The organism is Arthrobacter sp. STN4, assembly GCF_024539665.1.
Taxonomy (GTDB): Bacteria; Actinomycetota; Actinomycetes; order Actinomycetales; family Micrococcaceae; genus Specibacter.
In genome coordinates, this window is sequence record NZ_JAKZGX010000001.1 from 29369 (window position 1) to 43142 (window position 13774).

General features: G+C 67.1%; 14 protein-coding genes. 6 read left to right on the plus strand and 8 right to left on the minus strand.

Going from position 1 to position 13774, the window contains the following annotated elements:
- Positions 1-23: 23 nt before the first annotated feature.
- The 5 genes from MMF96_RS00135 to MMF96_RS00155 form a co-directional block, all read right to left on the minus strand.
- Positions 24-1217, minus strand: a complete 1194-nt coding sequence (locus MMF96_RS00135; RefSeq protein ID WP_176616261.1) for a toxic anion resistance protein — start codon at positions 1215-1217, stop codon at positions 24-26.
- A gap of 43 nt (positions 1218-1260) precedes the next feature.
- Entirely contained in the window at positions 1261-1842 is a 582-nt protein-coding gene (locus tag MMF96_RS00140) for a TerD family protein (protein ID WP_256882162.1), read from the minus strand.
- Positions 1843-1974: 132 nt separating this feature from the next.
- Positions 1975-2556 carry a TerD family protein gene (locus MMF96_RS00145; protein ID WP_176616263.1) on the minus strand — a complete coding sequence of 194 codons (582 nt, stop codon included), beginning with the start codon at positions 2554-2556 and terminating at the stop codon, positions 1975-1977.
- Positions 2557-2585: 29 nt separating this feature from the next.
- Positions 2586-3176, minus strand: a complete 591-nt coding sequence (locus tag MMF96_RS00150) for a TerD family protein (RefSeq protein WP_176616264.1) — start codon at positions 3174-3176, stop codon at positions 2586-2588.
- A gap of 15 nt (positions 3177-3191) precedes the next feature.
- On the minus strand, positions 3192-4304 hold the full coding sequence (locus MMF96_RS00155) for a DUF475 domain-containing protein (protein ID WP_256882392.1): 1113 nt from the start codon (positions 4302-4304) through the stop codon (positions 3192-3194).
- A gap of 271 nt (positions 4305-4575) precedes the next feature.
- Here MMF96_RS00155 and MMF96_RS00160 point away from each other — a divergent pair, with 271 nt between their 5' ends.
- Positions 4576-5718, plus strand: coding sequence for a type I restriction enzyme HsdR N-terminal domain-containing protein (locus tag MMF96_RS00160; protein WP_256882163.1), 1143 nt, complete (start codon positions 4576-4578; stop codon positions 5716-5718).
- Between the two features lie 10 nt (positions 5719-5728).
- A complete protein-coding gene (locus MMF96_RS00165; protein WP_176616267.1) occupies positions 5729-6739 on the plus strand; it encodes an adenosine deaminase in 1011 nt (336 codons plus the stop codon).
- Positions 6740-6753: 14 nt separating this feature from the next.
- On the opposite strand, the gene MMF96_RS00170 is transcribed toward MMF96_RS00165, so the two are convergent.
- Positions 6754-7470, minus strand: a complete 717-nt coding sequence (locus MMF96_RS00170) for a LysE family translocator (protein WP_176616268.1) — start codon at positions 7468-7470, stop codon at positions 6754-6756.
- A gap of 114 nt (positions 7471-7584) precedes the next feature.
- Here MMF96_RS00170 and MMF96_RS00175 point away from each other — a divergent pair, with 114 nt between their 5' ends.
- Positions 7585-8040 carry an Lrp/AsnC family transcriptional regulator gene (locus tag MMF96_RS00175; protein WP_256882164.1) on the plus strand — a complete coding sequence of 152 codons (456 nt, stop codon included), beginning with the start codon at positions 7585-7587 and terminating at the stop codon, positions 8038-8040.
- Here the strand turns inward: MMF96_RS00175 and MMF96_RS00180 are convergent.
- Both MMF96_RS00180 and MMF96_RS00185 read right to left on the minus strand, forming a co-directional pair.
- On the minus strand, positions 8012-8776 hold the full coding sequence (locus MMF96_RS00180) for a FadR/GntR family transcriptional regulator (RefSeq protein WP_176616269.1): 765 nt from the start codon (positions 8774-8776) through the stop codon (positions 8012-8014). The genes MMF96_RS00175 and MMF96_RS00180 overlap by 29 nt on opposite strands.
- A gap of 37 nt (positions 8777-8813) precedes the next feature.
- Complete coding sequence (locus MMF96_RS00185; RefSeq protein ID WP_256882165.1) at positions 8814-10544, minus strand: L-lactate permease; 1731 nt, start codon at positions 10542-10544, stop codon at positions 8814-8816.
- A 195-nt stretch (positions 10545-10739) separates the two neighbouring features.
- On the opposite strand from MMF96_RS00185, the gene MMF96_RS00190 reads away from it, so the two are divergent.
- The 3 genes from MMF96_RS00190 to MMF96_RS00200 are packed head-to-tail and all read left to right on the plus strand — an operon-like array spanning position 10740 to position 13716.
- Complete coding sequence (locus tag MMF96_RS00190) at positions 10740-11537, plus strand: (Fe-S)-binding protein (protein ID WP_176616271.1); 798 nt, start codon at positions 10740-10742, stop codon at positions 11535-11537.
- Positions 11534-13072, plus strand: coding sequence for a LutB/LldF family L-lactate oxidation iron-sulfur protein (locus tag MMF96_RS00195; RefSeq protein WP_256882166.1), 1539 nt, complete (start codon positions 11534-11536; stop codon positions 13070-13072). The genes MMF96_RS00190 and MMF96_RS00195 overlap by 4 nt, the downstream gene beginning before the upstream one ends.
- A complete protein-coding gene (locus MMF96_RS00200) occupies positions 13069-13716 on the plus strand; it encodes a lactate utilization protein C (protein ID WP_176616273.1) in 648 nt (215 codons plus the stop codon). Before MMF96_RS00195 ends, MMF96_RS00200 begins: the two co-directional genes overlap by 4 nt.
- Positions 13717-13774: the final 58 nt, after the last annotated feature.

Genomic DNA, 13774 nt, shown 5'->3' on the forward strand with positions numbered 1-13774 from the left:
AAGCCGCCCGGAGCGCCGCGGGGTCAGTCCCGGTCCGTCTGGCGGGAGCGTTCCAGGTAGGGCTTGGCCTTGGCCAGCCCGTCCTCGAGCGCATGGACGGTGCCCTCCATGTTCTTGGCGGCCGACGCGCGGAAGGTGTCGATGGCGTCCATGGTGGCAAAGACGTTGTCGAAGGCCTTCTGCAGCGTGTCCACGCTGACGCCGGAACTGGCCGCCTGCTGGTGGATGCGCACGGTCTGGTCCTTGAGCATCTCCGACGTCTTGAGGATCATGTTGTTCGTGGTGGTGTTGATGGCGTCGATCTGGTCCAGCACCATCTTTTGGTTCGCCAGCGCCTGGGCCACGATCACGGCCGTGCGGAGGGCGGAGATGGTGGTGGTGCGGGCCCGGTCAACGCCCTTGATCAGTTCAAGGTTGTTCTTCCGGATCAGGTCCATGGCCAGGTAGCCCTGCACGGACACGGCCAGCTGCGTCAGGATGTCCTGGTGGCGCTGGCGGATGGGGAAGAGGACGTCCGCCTCCAGCTTTTGCGCCTGCTCCACCTGGCCGGAGGCGCGGGTGGCGTCAATTTTTTCCACGCAGGCGTCGTCGAGGGCCTTGGCGAACACGGCGTATTCGCTCAGGCTTTGCATGGTCTCCCACAGCTTCACCTTTTCGCCCGCGAGGCTGGCATTGTCCTTCAGGAGCTCGTCCTGGCCGGCCATGAGCGACTTGATGATGGCATCGAGCTGGGTCTGGGCCGACTCGTACTTTTGGAAGTACCGGGCCAGCTTGTTCCCGCCCGGCAGGAAGCCGAGAATTTTCCGGCCCACACCCAAATCGGCGTTGTTCGGCGTGAGGTCCTCCACCGTGGTGCGCAGATCGTTCAGCGTGCCGGCCACCTGGGCCTGGGCGCTGTTGCCGCTGCGCTTGGCGCCGGCAATGGAGGTGGTGGAGCGTTCGAGCATGCGGCTGGAGGCTTCCGAGGAGGACGTCATCTCGGAGCCGGCCAGCTTGGTGATGCCGTCCACCTTGCTGCTGAATTCGGGGCTGCGCGCGTCAAAGGTGGCAATCTCGGAGATGAACTCGCGGGCCTGGCGGCTGATCTCCGTTTGGCGCTCCGCCGGGACGGGAACCATGCCGGGGGCCTGCTCGGGAGCCACGATCTCGGGTGCGTCGGGGGCCTTGAGGACCAGCGACACCTCGGCGTCGGTGGGAGGGGTGAGGGGGGAAGTCATTGTTCAACCATTCTTCGTCAGACGAGGGAGCGGGTGGTGGGGATCAGCCCAGCGGGACACCGAAGTCGGTGGCGATGCCGGCCAGGCCGGTGGCGTAGCCCTGGCCGACGGCCTTGAATTTCCATTCGGCACCGTTGCGGTAGACCTCGGCAAAAAGCATGGACGTCTCCGGGGCGGCGTCCTCACTGAGGTCAAAGCGGACGATCTCCGCGTCGTTGGCCTGGTTGACGACGCGGCAGTAGGCCCCGCGCACCTGGCCGAAGTTCTGGCGCCGCTCATCGGCCTTGTCGATGGAGACCACAATGACCACGCGTTCGACGTCGGCGGCCATCTTGGAGAGGTCGATCAGGATGGTTTCGTCATCGCCCTCGCCGACGCCGGAGCGGTTGTCGCCCTGGTGGACCACGGAGCCGTCCTTGGCAGCGGGCTGGTTGTAGAAGATGAAGTCGTCGGCGGAGCGGACCTTGCCGTTGGCGCCGACCAGCAGGGCCGAGGCGTCCAGGTCGAAGGCCTCCCCGGTGGTGGTCCGGGGGTCCCAGCCCAATCCGACGAGGGCCTGCTGCAGGCCCGGGTCGGCCTTGGTCAGGGAGAGGTTGTTGCCTTTTTCAAGTGTCAGTCCAGCCATGAAACCATTCCTTTGTGTGTGATTGATTCAACTGTCCGGCGCTGCGGTGCACCGGGACTGCAGGTGGCGGGCCCACGCGCCCGGGGGTCCCAGGGAAGACGCGCCAGCGGCTTCCCTGGGAGGGCGTGGGGACTAGTCGAGTACGATCCCGAAGTCCGTGGCGATGCCACGCAGGCCGTTGGCGTAGCCCTGGCCCACGGCCCGGAACTTCCATTCGGCACCGTTGCGGTAGATCTCGGCAAAGATCATGGATGTTTCCGAGGCCGCGTCCTCGGACAGGTCGTAGCGGACAATTTCCTGGTCGGACTGCTGGTTGACGACGCGGCAGAACGCACCGCGGACCTGGCCGAAGTTTTGGTTGCGGGCGTCGGCCTGGTCGATGGAAACCACGATGACCACCCGCTCGATGTCTGCCGAGACGGCGTCGAGGTTGACCAGGATCTGCTCGTCGTCGCCTTCGCCCTCGCCGGTGCGATTGTCGCCCTGGTGGACGACGGAGCCGTCCTTGGCTTCCAGCTGGTTGTAAAAGATGAAGTCGTCGTTGCTGCGCACCCTGCCGTTCGCGCCAACCAGGATGGCGGAGGCGTCCAGGTCGAACTGCTGTCCGCTGGTGGTGCGCGGGTCCCAGCCCAGGCCCACGAGGGCCTGCTGCAGGCCGGGATCGGCCTTGGTGAGGGAGAGGTTGCTGCCCTTGGACAGTGTCAAAGATGCCATGGTTTGGACTCCTTTGCTGGTGGTGGTGGCTAGAGTGCGGCCGCGGCCGGCTGGATCAGGTCCATGGCGGTGCGCCCGTTGGCGCGGTCACCGATGGCCTTGAACGTCCACCCCGTGCCCTCGCGGGAAACCTTCGCCATGATCATGGCGGTGTGGTTGCCGGAATCGGTGAGCTGGAAACGGGCCACCTCGGGGGAGCCGGGCGTGGAGTCGTCAACGAGGCGGCAGAACGCGTTTTCGATCCGGTCGAAGGTCTGCCGGCTGTAGCTGCTAATGACAAACACGATCTGCGCCACTGCGGGGGACACGGCGGGGAGGTCCACCAGGATCTGCTCGTCGTCGCCTTCGCCTTCACCCGTCAGGTTGTCGCCCGTGTGGCGGGTGGAACCGTCCTTGCTCTGGAGCTGGTTGAAGAAGACGGTGTCCAGGGCCGTGCCTGCGGCGTCAAAGAAAATGGCCGACGCGTCCAGGTCAATCTCGGCAGCCTTTTTGGTGCCGAAGAAACCACGTTTCACCGGTGCGGCCGAATCCCAGCCGAGGCCCATGCGCACCCGGGTGAGGGAAGCGCCGTCGTTCTTCTTCAGCGAAAGTGACTGGCCTTTTTGCAAGCTAAGTCCCATGGTGGGGCCTCCTGGTTAGTTGGAAAGTTGCTTTACTTGAGGTAGATCGTGGGCATGTAATCGTTTGTTGCGGATGATCGAGGAGATGAATGCGGCGCCGATGAACACCACGCCGATGACGCCGGTGACCACTTCATTGACCTCGATGCTGATGGTCAGCAGCAGGATGATGGACAGGGCGCCGATGGCCCAGTGGGCGCCGTGGTCCAGGTATTCAAACTCGTCCAGGGTGCCTTCGCGGACCAGGAACACGGTCAGTGAGCGGACGAAGATGGCGCCGATCAGGCCCAGGCCCATGGCGATGATGATGGGGTCGGAGGTGATGGCGAACGCGCCGATGACGCCGTCGAAGGAGAATGAGGCGTCAATGACTTCCAGGTACAGGAACAGCATGAACGCGGCCTTGCCCACGGCCCTGCCCACGCCCTGGGTGGACTTTTTGGCGATCTTGGCCGCCTCGGCCTCCGTGTCCGCGGCATCGGTGTCCCCGTCCGCGTCGACGTCGAACAAGTCCCCGAGGCCGTTGACCAGCATGTAGGTGACCATGCCGAGGATGCCGGCGATGAGGACGTCGACTTCCTTGCCCGGACGCACCATGGCGGCGGAGGCGACCAGGACCACCAGGGAGATGGCCATGGAGGCGCCGTGCAGGCGGCCGATGAACGCGAGCGGTTTCTCCAGGAAGCCGATCCAGTGGATGTCCCGTTCCTCAAACATGAAGTCCAGGAACAGCATGAGCAGGAACACCCCGCCAAACGCGGCAATCTGCGGGTGGGCGTCGTGGAGCAGGTAGGCATAGGTGCCCGGCGTGTGGATGTCGCCCTTTTCCAGGGCGAGTTCAACGGCCTGGACGGGATTGAGATTGGCGGTCACACCGACGATCAGCAGTGGGAAGGCGATGCGCATGCCCAGCACGGCGATCAGGATGCCGACGGTCAGGAAGATCCGCTGCCAGAAGGCGCTCATCTTTTCCAGGATGCGCGCATTGACCACGGCGTTGTCAAAGCTGAGGCTGATTTCCAGGACGCCGAGGATTGCACAGAGCACCAGGGCCTCGACGCCGCCGTAGAAAAATGCCACAACCAAGGCCGCGGCGGAGATCCCGAAAGACCAGCCAAAGGTTTTCATGAACACGCGGTGACAGACTCCTCGAGAGTTCCCGGCCTCGCAGGACCCGGGCGGTAACGGTCGGATTCCAGCAACCCCCAACGGCCTGACGGCCCTGAAGGCTGTAGAGCTTTTATCAATTATCTCCAATTGAGCGACTTATTCCTAATGGATGGGGAACAATCAAACTGGGAGCTTGCTGACAGCTCCCGGGGTTTCACGTGGGCGGCAGCACGGGCAGCTGTGGCGTGTGGTCCGGCCGCACTGAAGACATGATTGAGGGGAATCAAAAATGGAACAACCGGCAAGGGACCAAACGGCAGTGGACGTGAGGGCAGGGGACGTGAAGGACATGGACGCCAAGACGCAGGCGCGGTTCCGCGCGCTGGGGGGATGGGCGGCCGCGGCGGCCGGAGACGGCCTGCGCGTGCCCGGGACGGCCGAGCTTGAACAGATTGCCCGGACGAAGGGCACCGCGGGCTGCGGCATCGATTCCCCGGCCGTTCGGGACTGGGCGGCCACCATGGACTGGATCATGGGACAGGCCGCGTTCGGCGTGGTGGATCCGCACCTGCAACTCCCCGACCACCTGGTGAAGCCGGCGAACACCCTGGAGGCCCAGCCGGAGTCCGAGGCCCAGGCGCCCGCGGCCGGGCCGGCGACTGCGGAAAAACGGGCGCCCGAGCCCGGGGCGACACCGGCGCCAAAGGGCAAGGGGGCCGCGGCGGGCAAGCGTCCTAAATGGGAGCTCGCGGCGATGGAGCAGGTCCGGGACGCGATGGCGCGCTATGCCAAGCCCCTGCAGGAGCTCCGTGCGCGGGACGCCAATGAAGGCGACACCCGCCTGGTGGTCACGGACCTGCTGTGTGAGGGCCTGGACTATGACAAGTTCCGGGACCTGACCACCGAATACATGGTCAGGCAGGACTTTGCCGACTATGGCGTGCGCATCGACAAGCAAATGGTGGCCTTCATTGAGGTCAAGCGCATCAGCCAGAAGCTCAACGAACGCCACCTCCGGCAGGTGCAGATGTATGCCGTGAACGAGGGCGTGGAGTGGATGGTGCTGACCAACGGGGCGGTGTGGCAGGCCTACCACCTCACGGGCGGTCTGCCGGTGGTGGTCAACATGGCCTTTGAAATCGACTTGTTGGGCCCGGCCCCCGAGGAGGAGAAGGCGGCCATGATGTTCCTGCTCCACCGGGAGGCGCTCAAGCGCCGCCGGATCGACGACGTCTGGAAGCACCGTGCGGCCACCGAACCCGGCGCCCTGCTTGGCCTGATCCTCTCCGATGCAATGCTTGACCAAATCCGCAAGGAAGTTAAGCGCCGGACAGGCATCACCACCACCGCGGCGGACATCAGCGAAACCATCAAAACGGGGATTGTCGACCCCAAGCTCATGGCCAGGTTGTACAAGTCGACGGAGCCGTAGACTGGCGCACATGACGACGCCTGAAATTGCCCTGCCGAAGGCCGAACTGCACCTGCACATCGAGGGCACGCTGGAACCGGAGCTGATCCTGGAGCTGGCGGCACGCAACGGCATTGACCTGCCCTACGCCAGCCTCGGGGAACTGCGGGCCCGGTATGAGTTCACGGACCTGCAATCCTTCCTTGACCTCTATTACGCAAACATGGCCGTGCTGGTGGCGGAGGCCGACTTCGCGGACATGACCCGCGCCTACCTGCGGCGGGCCCGGGCTGCCGGCGTGCGGCACGCCGAGATCATGTTTGACCCGCAGGCCCACCTGGCGCGCGGTGTCCCGCTGACGACGGCGGTGGCCGGCATTGCCTCGGCGCTCGCCGGAAGCGGGGAGGAGTTTGGCATCAGCACCGCCCTCATCGCCGCCTTCCTGCGCGACCAGCCCGAAGCCGACGCCCTGGATGTGCTGGGGCAGCTCCTGGCCATGGATGCGCCCATCATCGGGATCGGGCTCGACTCGGCCGAGGTGGGCAATCCGCCGTCGAAATTTGTCAGGCTCTTCGACCGGGCGCGGGCGGCGGGGCTGCGGCTGGTGGCGCACGCCGGCGAGGAGGGGCCGCCGAGCTACGTCTGGGACACCCTGGACCTGCTGGGCGCCGAACGCATCGACCACGGGATCCGTGCCGTGGAGGATTCCCGGCTGGTGGCCCGGCTGGCTGCCGGGCAGGTGCCGCTGACGGTCTGCCCGCTCTCCAACGTGCGGCTGCGCGCCGTGGACACCCTGGCCGCCCATCCGCTGCCGCAGATGCTCGCCTCCGGGCTGAATGTCTGCGTCAATTCCGACGACCCGGCCTACTTTGGCGGCGACGCAGGCCACAACTTCCAGGCAGTGGTGGCGGAGTTCGGCTTTGACACGGACACGCTGGGGCGGCTGGCGGGCAACTCCATCCGCTCCTCCTTTGCCCCTGATGCCCGGAAGGCGGAGCTGCTGGCCGAACTTGCCGCGTGGCGCGCAGCGCAGGACGGTTAAACCACGGCCAGGAGCTAAATCACAGCCAGGAGCCGGCCGGCGGCCTGGGTCACCGGCACGGCCTGCTCGGCCAGCAGGACCGCACCCAGGCCGAGCATGATGATGCCGCTGGACAGCGTCACCACGCGGGCGCCACCGGGGCGGGAGCGCAGGAGCCTGCGGGCACCGGCCGCCACACCGGAGTAGACCACTGCCGCAGCCGTGACGAAGGACAGCCCCAGGACCACGGACTGGACCGGGATGGAAAACGCCGCGTCCGGCCGGATGAACTGCGGCGTCAGGGCCACGAAGAACAGCAGGCCCTTCGGGTTGATGGCGCTCGTGCCAAAACCCTGGAGGAAGGCGCGGCGCGCGCCGGAGCCGGCGGCGATTTCGCCGGACGGCCCCAAGGCGACCGTGCCGCCGTCGTCCGGCCCCGGAGTGCCCGGCCCCGCCGCGCTGAAGCCGGCGCCACGCCAGGACCTGGCAGTCACAAGGCCCAGCCACAGCAGGTAGAGCGCGCCGGCCACCGTGAGCCAGAGCAGCAGCGCGGGCATGGCCGCCATGAGCGCGGCGATGCCGGCGGCGAGCAGGACGGTGTGCATGACGTAGCCGCTGCACAGCCCTGCCACGGCCGGCACGAAGCTGCGCCGCCCCAGGCCCGCGGCAATGCAATATGCCCAGTCGGGCCCCGGCGTGCACGTCAGGGCGACGGCGATGATGAGGAAGCCGATGAGTGCCTGCGGGTCCATGGTTGCTCCTGCGTGCCGGGTGGGGACGGTGGTGCAAGCAAGCTTAGGAAAATCACAGGCAAATGTGCTTACCGAAAGTGTCTTAAAAACGCCGTTTCGCGCTAAGATTTTGCTGTGATCGACGCCCTTGACAGAGAAATTATGCGCAGGCTTCAAAATGACGGGCGCATGTCCGCCACGGCGCTGGCCGCCGAGGTGGGGCTGACGGTGGCGCCGTGCCACCGGCGGTTGAAGGAACTGGAAGCGACCGGGACCATCAGCGGATACCGTGCCGTGATCGATCCGGCCGCAGTGGGCCTGGGTTTTGAGGCGATGGTGTTTGTCACGCTGGAGCGGGTGGACCGGCCCACGGTGGACGAGTTCGAGGCCCGGGTTGACGGGCTGGTCCGCATCACCTCCGCCCAGCGGCTGTTCGGCGACCCCGACTACGTCCTGAAGGTTGTCTCCGAAGACCTGGCGTCCTACCAGCGGTTCTTCGACGACGAGCTGACACGGCTCCCGGGCGTGCGGCGGGTCAGCTCCACGCTGGTCATGAAGAACCTCAAGCCTGCGGCGGGACTTCCGCTGTAGCCGCAGGCGAATGCACGTGCGAGGTTTCGGTGAAGAACCATTCAATGTGCTCGCGCAGCAACCGTGCTGCCAGGGGACCGTCGCCGGCGGTGACGGCGTCAAGGATGTGGTGGTGCTGGGCCCGCAGCGTGTCCGCGACGGGCTCCCACTGCTCGTCCGTGGTGACGGAGTTGCGCACATAGTCCATGATGGACAGGCGCAGGGAGTCCATCATGGCGGAGACGACGGCGTTGCCGGCCATGGTGCTGAGCAGGACGTGGAACTGCGAGTCCAGGCTGTGGAACTCTTCGCGCTCCAGGCCGGGGTCATCCATCAGGGCCAGCAGTTCGGCGGCGCGGGCCAGGGACCCGTCGTCGATCGGCCTCGCATCAACGGCCGCGGCGGCAGCCCATGTCTCCAGCAGGATGCGGGCCTGGACGATGTCGGCGACCGGCAGGTGCTGGCTGGCCACGTGCAGGCGCAGGGTGGACGACAGCCCGGCGGACGGGTTGGAGATCAGCACCGTCCCGGAACTCGGACCCGAGCCGACGCCCGTGCGCACCAGGCCCATGACCTCGAGAATGCGGATGGCGTCGCGCACCGAGGCCCGCGAAATGCCGTGCTGCTCGGAGAGGGCGCGCTCGCCCGGGAGACGGTCGCCAATGCTCAGCCGGCCGGCACGCAGGTCCGCTTCGACGCTGGCCAGCACCGCCTCATAGGCGCGCGGGCCCGTGGCCCGACCCGTTTCATTACTCACGGATCAATCCTTGCACGGGACCGCGCGCCGTGGCGCATCAGGCCCCCGACAGCATCCAGCCGAGCACGGGGGTGGACTGCAGGTACACCACGATGCACAGCACCAGCAGCATCCCCACGCTCCAGCCGATCACCTTGCGCAGGATGACCGACTCCTGGCCGTCCATGCCCACCGCGGTGGCGGCAATGGCCAGGTTCTGCGGGCTGATCAGCTTGCCCACCACGCCGCCGGAGGAGTTGGCTGCCACGAGCAGGTGCGGGTCGATCCCGGCCTTCAGGCCGGCCGCCTGCTGCAGCTTGGCGAACAGCGCGTTGGATGAGGTGTCCGAACCGGTCACGGCGGTGCCCAGCCAGCCCAGCACGGGGGACAGGAAGGCAAAGAAGCCGCCGGCGCTGGCCAGCCAGGTGCCGATGGACACGGTCTGTCCGGACAGGTTCATGACGTAGGCCAGGGCCAGCACCAGCAGGATGGTCGCGCCCGCCCAGCGCATGTTGTAAATGGTGCGGCCAATGTCCGCCACCGCCTGGCGCATGGTGATGGGGAAGCGGCCCCCGCCGTCGAACACGGAGTAGACGGCCGCCACGATGAGGCCGGTGGCCAGCAGCAGCGATCCGGGGCTGGAGAGCCACTGGAAGTTGTACACGGTGGAGGAGACCGGCTTGCCGGCGGCGTCCACCACGGCGTTGTGAAGCACGGGCCACGGCACCTTGACGTTCGTCGTCGCCAGCCAGGCCGGGACGTTGACGCCGAGCTTCCACAGGTTTGCAAAGCCGAACACCACGATCACGAGCAGGTAGGGGAACAGGGCCAACCACACCCGCGTGCGTGTCAGGGCAGCCGTGCCGCCCGCCGTCGCCGCGGGGCCTTCAGAAAGCGCCGCGCCGGCGGACGCAGAGCCGCCGGCCATGGCGCCGACCGTGAGGCGTTCGCGGGCGGCCGCGTGTCCCTGTGACTTCCAGGCGCGCAGGAACAGGAAGGCGCCGGCCAGGCCCACGAGGGAGGCGACGACGTCGGTCAGCTCGTAGGAGAAGTAGTTGGAGGCCAGGAACTGCGCAACGGCGAAGCACAGGCCCATGACAATGGCAACCGGCCAGCATTCGCGGATGCCGCGCCGCCCGTCGAGGATGAACAGCAGGACCAACGGCACGATCACGGCCAGCAGCGGCGCCTGGCGCCCCACCACGGAGCCAATGTGTTCAGCGGACAGGCCCGTGAGCCCGGCGGCCGTGGTGATCGGGATCGCGATCGCGCCAAAGGCGACCGGGGCCGTGTTGGCCACAAGCACGGTGGCGGCTGCACGCAGCGGGGACAGGCCCAGGGCGATGAGCATCGTGGCCGTGATGGCCACGGGTGCGCCGAATCCGGCCAGCGCCTCGAGCAGCCCGCCGAAGCAGAAGGCGACGATGATGGCCTGGACGCGCACGTCGCGGCCGCCGATCACGTCGAAGATGCCGCGGAGGTCCTCAAAGCGGCCGCTGATTACGGTGACGCGGTAGAGCCACACCGCCATGATCACGATCCACAGCACGGGGAACGCGCCGAACACGGCGCCCTGGCTTGCCGAAAGGGCTGCCAGGCCCAGCGGCATGTGGAAGCCGAGCACGGCGACCGCCACGGCCGCGAGCAGGGACCAGGCGCCGGCAACATGGGCCTTGGTCTTCACGAAGGCCAGCAGCACGATGAATGTCAGCAGCGGGATCAGTGCGACGAGCGCCGAGACGGCCACGCTGCCCGCAATCGGGTCGGTGGCGGGGGTGAAATGGTCCATGGAGAATCCTTCACTCGGTGAATTGAGTTGCGCGGACGAGGTCAGACCACTATGGTCCGACCACAGAAGTGTAGCGTATGTTTTCGCTTCGGTGTGGCCAAGATCATGTCCGTGATGTTCCGTACTGGACTTCAGGCCCGTCATCACGTATGGTCAGACCACACGTTTTAGTCGTTCACGCCGAAGGATGGTCCCATGAGAATTGCGCTCTTCGCCACATGCATCGTCGATGCCATGTACCCGCGCACGGCGCGCGCCACGGTCAGCATCCTGGAGCGGCTGGGGCACGAGGTGGTGTTCCCGCCCGGGCAGGCCTGCTGCGGGCAGATGCACGTGAACTCCGGCTACTTCGCCGAGGCCCTCCCCGTGGTGGCCAACCACGTCAAGGCCTTTGACACCGACGACTACGACGTCGCGGTGGCGCCGTCCGGCTCCTGCGTGGCCAGCGTCAAGCACCAGCACCAGCTGGTGGCCCGGCGCTGCGGCGACGGCGCGCTGGAAGCCCGGGCCGCCGTCGTCGGCGCAAGGACCTATGAGCTCTCCCAACTGCTCACCGACGTCCTGGGTGTCACGGACGCCGCGGGCCAGCTGGGCTCGCACTTCCCGCACAAGGTCACCTACCACCCCAGCTGCCATGGCATGCGCCTCCTGCACCTGGGCGACCGGCAGCTGAACCTGCTGGCTACCGTGGGCGGCATCGAGCTGGTGGAACTGCCCGAGGCGGATGCGTGCTGCGGCTTTGGCGGCACGTTTTCACTCAAGAACGCCGATGTCTCCAGCGCCATGATGGAGGACAAGGCGGCGAACATCTGCGGCACCGGCGCCGAGCTGTGCACCGGGGGCGACGCCAGCTGCCTGATGCACATTGGCGGCGGGCTCTCCCGCCAGGGCAGCGAGGTGGGGACGCTGCACTTTGCCGAAATCCTGGCCAGCACGCTTGAAAACCCGGTGACGGCCGCCGGGAACGTCCAGTTGGCAGGGGCCCGGCGATGAGCAACACCTTCCTGGGCATGCCCACGCTGCCCGTCTTTGGCCGCGGCAACCTGAATGCCACCGAGCCGTTCCCGCAGGCCGCGCACCGCGAGCTGGGCAACGCGCAGCTGCGCGCCAACCTGGGCCACGCCACACACACCATCAGGGACAAGCGCCTGAAAGTGGTGGCCGAACTGCCTGACTGGGAGGACATGCGCGACGCCGGCAGCGCCATCAAGAACGCCACCATGGCGCAGCTGCCGGCGCTTTTGGAGCAGTTCGAGGCGAACTTCACGGCCCGCGGCGGAACCATCCACTGGGCCCGGGACGCGCAGGAAGCGAATGAGATTGCCACCGCCCTCATTCGTGAAACCGGCGAAACCGAAGTGGTCAAGGTCAAGTCCATGGCCACCCAGGAGATCGGGCTGAACGAATACCTTGAAGGGCAGGGCATCTCCGCCCTTGAAACGGACCTGGCCGAGCTGATCGTCCAGCTGGACCACGACAAGCCCAGCCACATCCTGGTGCCGGCCATCCACAAGAACCGCAGCCAGATCCGCGAGATCTTCCTGCGCGAAATGGAGGACGTGGACCCGGCCCTGGGCAACGAGCCCGCCCGCCTGGCCGAGGCCGCCCGCCGCCACCTGCGCAAAAAGTTCCTCGCGGCCAAGGTGGCCGTTTCCGGCGCCAACTTTGGCCTGGCGGACACCGGCACGCTGGCAGTGGTCGAATCCGAAGGCAACGGCCGCATGTGCCTGACCCTGCCGGAAACCCTCATCACCGTCATGGGCATCGAAAAGCTGCTGCCGTCGTGGAGCGACCTGGAGGTGTTCATGCAGCTGCTGCCGCGCTCCTCCACCGGCGAACGGATGAACCCGTACACCTCGCTGTGGACCGGCACCACCCCCGGCGACGGCCCGCAAAACGTGCACCTGGTGCTGCTGGACAACGGCCGAACCGCCGCGCTCGCCGACGAGATGGGCCGCACGGCGCTGAACTGCATCCGCTGCTCGGCCTGCATGAACGTGTGCCCCGTGTACGAGCGCACCGGCGGCCACGCCTACGGCTCCACCTACCCGGGCCCCATCGGCGCCATCCTCTCGCCGCTCATGACTGGCATCAAGAGCGAGGAAAACAACTCGCTGCCCTATGCCTCCTCGCTGTGCGGCGCGTGCTTTGACGCCTGTCCGGTGAAGATCAACATCCCGGAAATCCTGGTGCACCTGCGCGGCGAGGACGTCGACTCCAAGCGCGCCAAGGCCAAGGTCCCGACCCAGATGGACCTGCTGATGAAGGGCGCCGAATGGGCGTTCTCCGCAGGGTCCCGCCTGAACTTGCTGGAAAAGGGCCTGCCCGCCGGCAGGCTTGCCGCAGGGCGCGCGAAAGTCATTAAAAAGCTGCCCGGCATCGGCGGAAAATGGACGCAGTCCCGGGATATCCCCGCCCCGCCCAGCCAGTCCTTCCGCCAGTGGTGGGCCAAGGAGCATGGCGCGCCCAACGCCGCCGCGCCCGGTACAACTGGTGAAGGCACAATAAGTGAAGGAGGCCGGCCATGAGCGCCCGCGAAGAGATCCTGGACCGCATCAAGTCCGCCCTGCGTGATTCCCCGGCCGTCCCGCAGATCCCGCGCAACTACCGCCGGGAGACGGACAAGACGGCCGAACAGCGGCTCGGGCAGCTCGTGGACCGGCTGGAGGACTACAAGGCCAACGTATTTGTGGTCCCCGCCGCGGGGGCGCCGGCCAGGCTGGCCGAACTCCTGGCCGGGTGCGCCTCGATCGTGGTGCCGCACGGGCTGGACCCGCAGCTGCTTTCCGCACTGCCCCGGACCGGGACGGGCGACGCCGGGACCTTGGCCGTGGCGGTCGACTCGCCGGAGCGGCCCCTGACGGTGGCCGCGCTGGACGCCGTCGACGCCGTGGTCACCGGCGCCGCCGTGGCCGTCTCCGAGACGGGGACCATCATGCTGGACGGCGGCCCCTCTCAGGGCCGCCGGATCATCTCCCTGGTCCCGGACCGGCACGTGTGCGTGCTCCGGGCCGCCGACATCGTGGAGGTGCTTCCGGAGGCCATGGCCCGCCTGGAGGCCACGGCGCCGCAGACCTGGATCAGCGGGCCCAGCGCCACGAGCGACATCGAGCTTGAACGTGTGGAAGGGGTGCACGGGCCCCGGACCCTGGACGTGCTCATCCTGACGTAGCCCGCCGCCCGGGCTTGCCGGCGCCGGCCGGGCCCAGGCCTGCCGGGACCGGGCCCAG

Coding starts and splice junctions, on each gene's coding strand:
- MMF96_RS00135 (WP_176616261.1), bottom strand. CDS start 1,217: ATGACTTCCCCCCTCACCCCTCCCACCGACGCCGAGGTGTCGCTGGTC.
- MMF96_RS00165 (WP_176616267.1), top strand. CDS start 5,729: ATGACGACGCCTGAAATTGCCCTGCCGAAGGCCGAACTGCACCTGCAC.
- MMF96_RS00200 (WP_176616273.1), top strand. CDS start 13,069: ATGAGCGCCCGCGAAGAGATCCTGGACCGCATCAAGTCCGCCCTGCGT.
- MMF96_RS00190 (WP_176616271.1), top strand. CDS start 10,740: ATGAGAATTGCGCTCTTCGCCACATGCATCGTCGATGCCATGTACCCG.
- MMF96_RS00150 (WP_176616264.1), bottom strand. CDS start 3,176: ATGGGACTTAGCTTGCAAAAAGGCCAGTCACTTTCGCTGAAGAAGAAC.
- MMF96_RS00140 (WP_256882162.1), bottom strand. CDS start 1,842: ATGGCTGGACTGACACTTGAAAAAGGCAACAACCTCTCCCTGACCAAG.
- MMF96_RS00195 (WP_256882166.1), top strand. CDS start 11,534: ATGAGCAACACCTTCCTGGGCATGCCCACGCTGCCCGTCTTTGGCCGC.
- MMF96_RS00145 (WP_176616263.1), bottom strand. CDS start 2,556: ATGGCATCTTTGACACTGTCCAAGGGCAGCAACCTCTCCCTCACCAAG.
- MMF96_RS00155 (WP_256882392.1), bottom strand. CDS start 4,304: ATGAAAACCTTTGGCTGGTCTTTCGGGATCTCCGCCGCGGCCTTGGTT.
- MMF96_RS00160 (WP_256882163.1), top strand. CDS start 4,576: ATGGAACAACCGGCAAGGGACCAAACGGCAGTGGACGTGAGGGCAGGG.
- MMF96_RS00170 (WP_176616268.1), bottom strand. CDS start 7,470: ATGGACCCGCAGGCACTCATCGGCTTCCTCATCATCGCCGTCGCCCTG.
- MMF96_RS00185 (WP_256882165.1), bottom strand. CDS start 10,544: ATGGACCATTTCACCCCCGCCACCGACCCGATTGCGGGCAGCGTGGCC.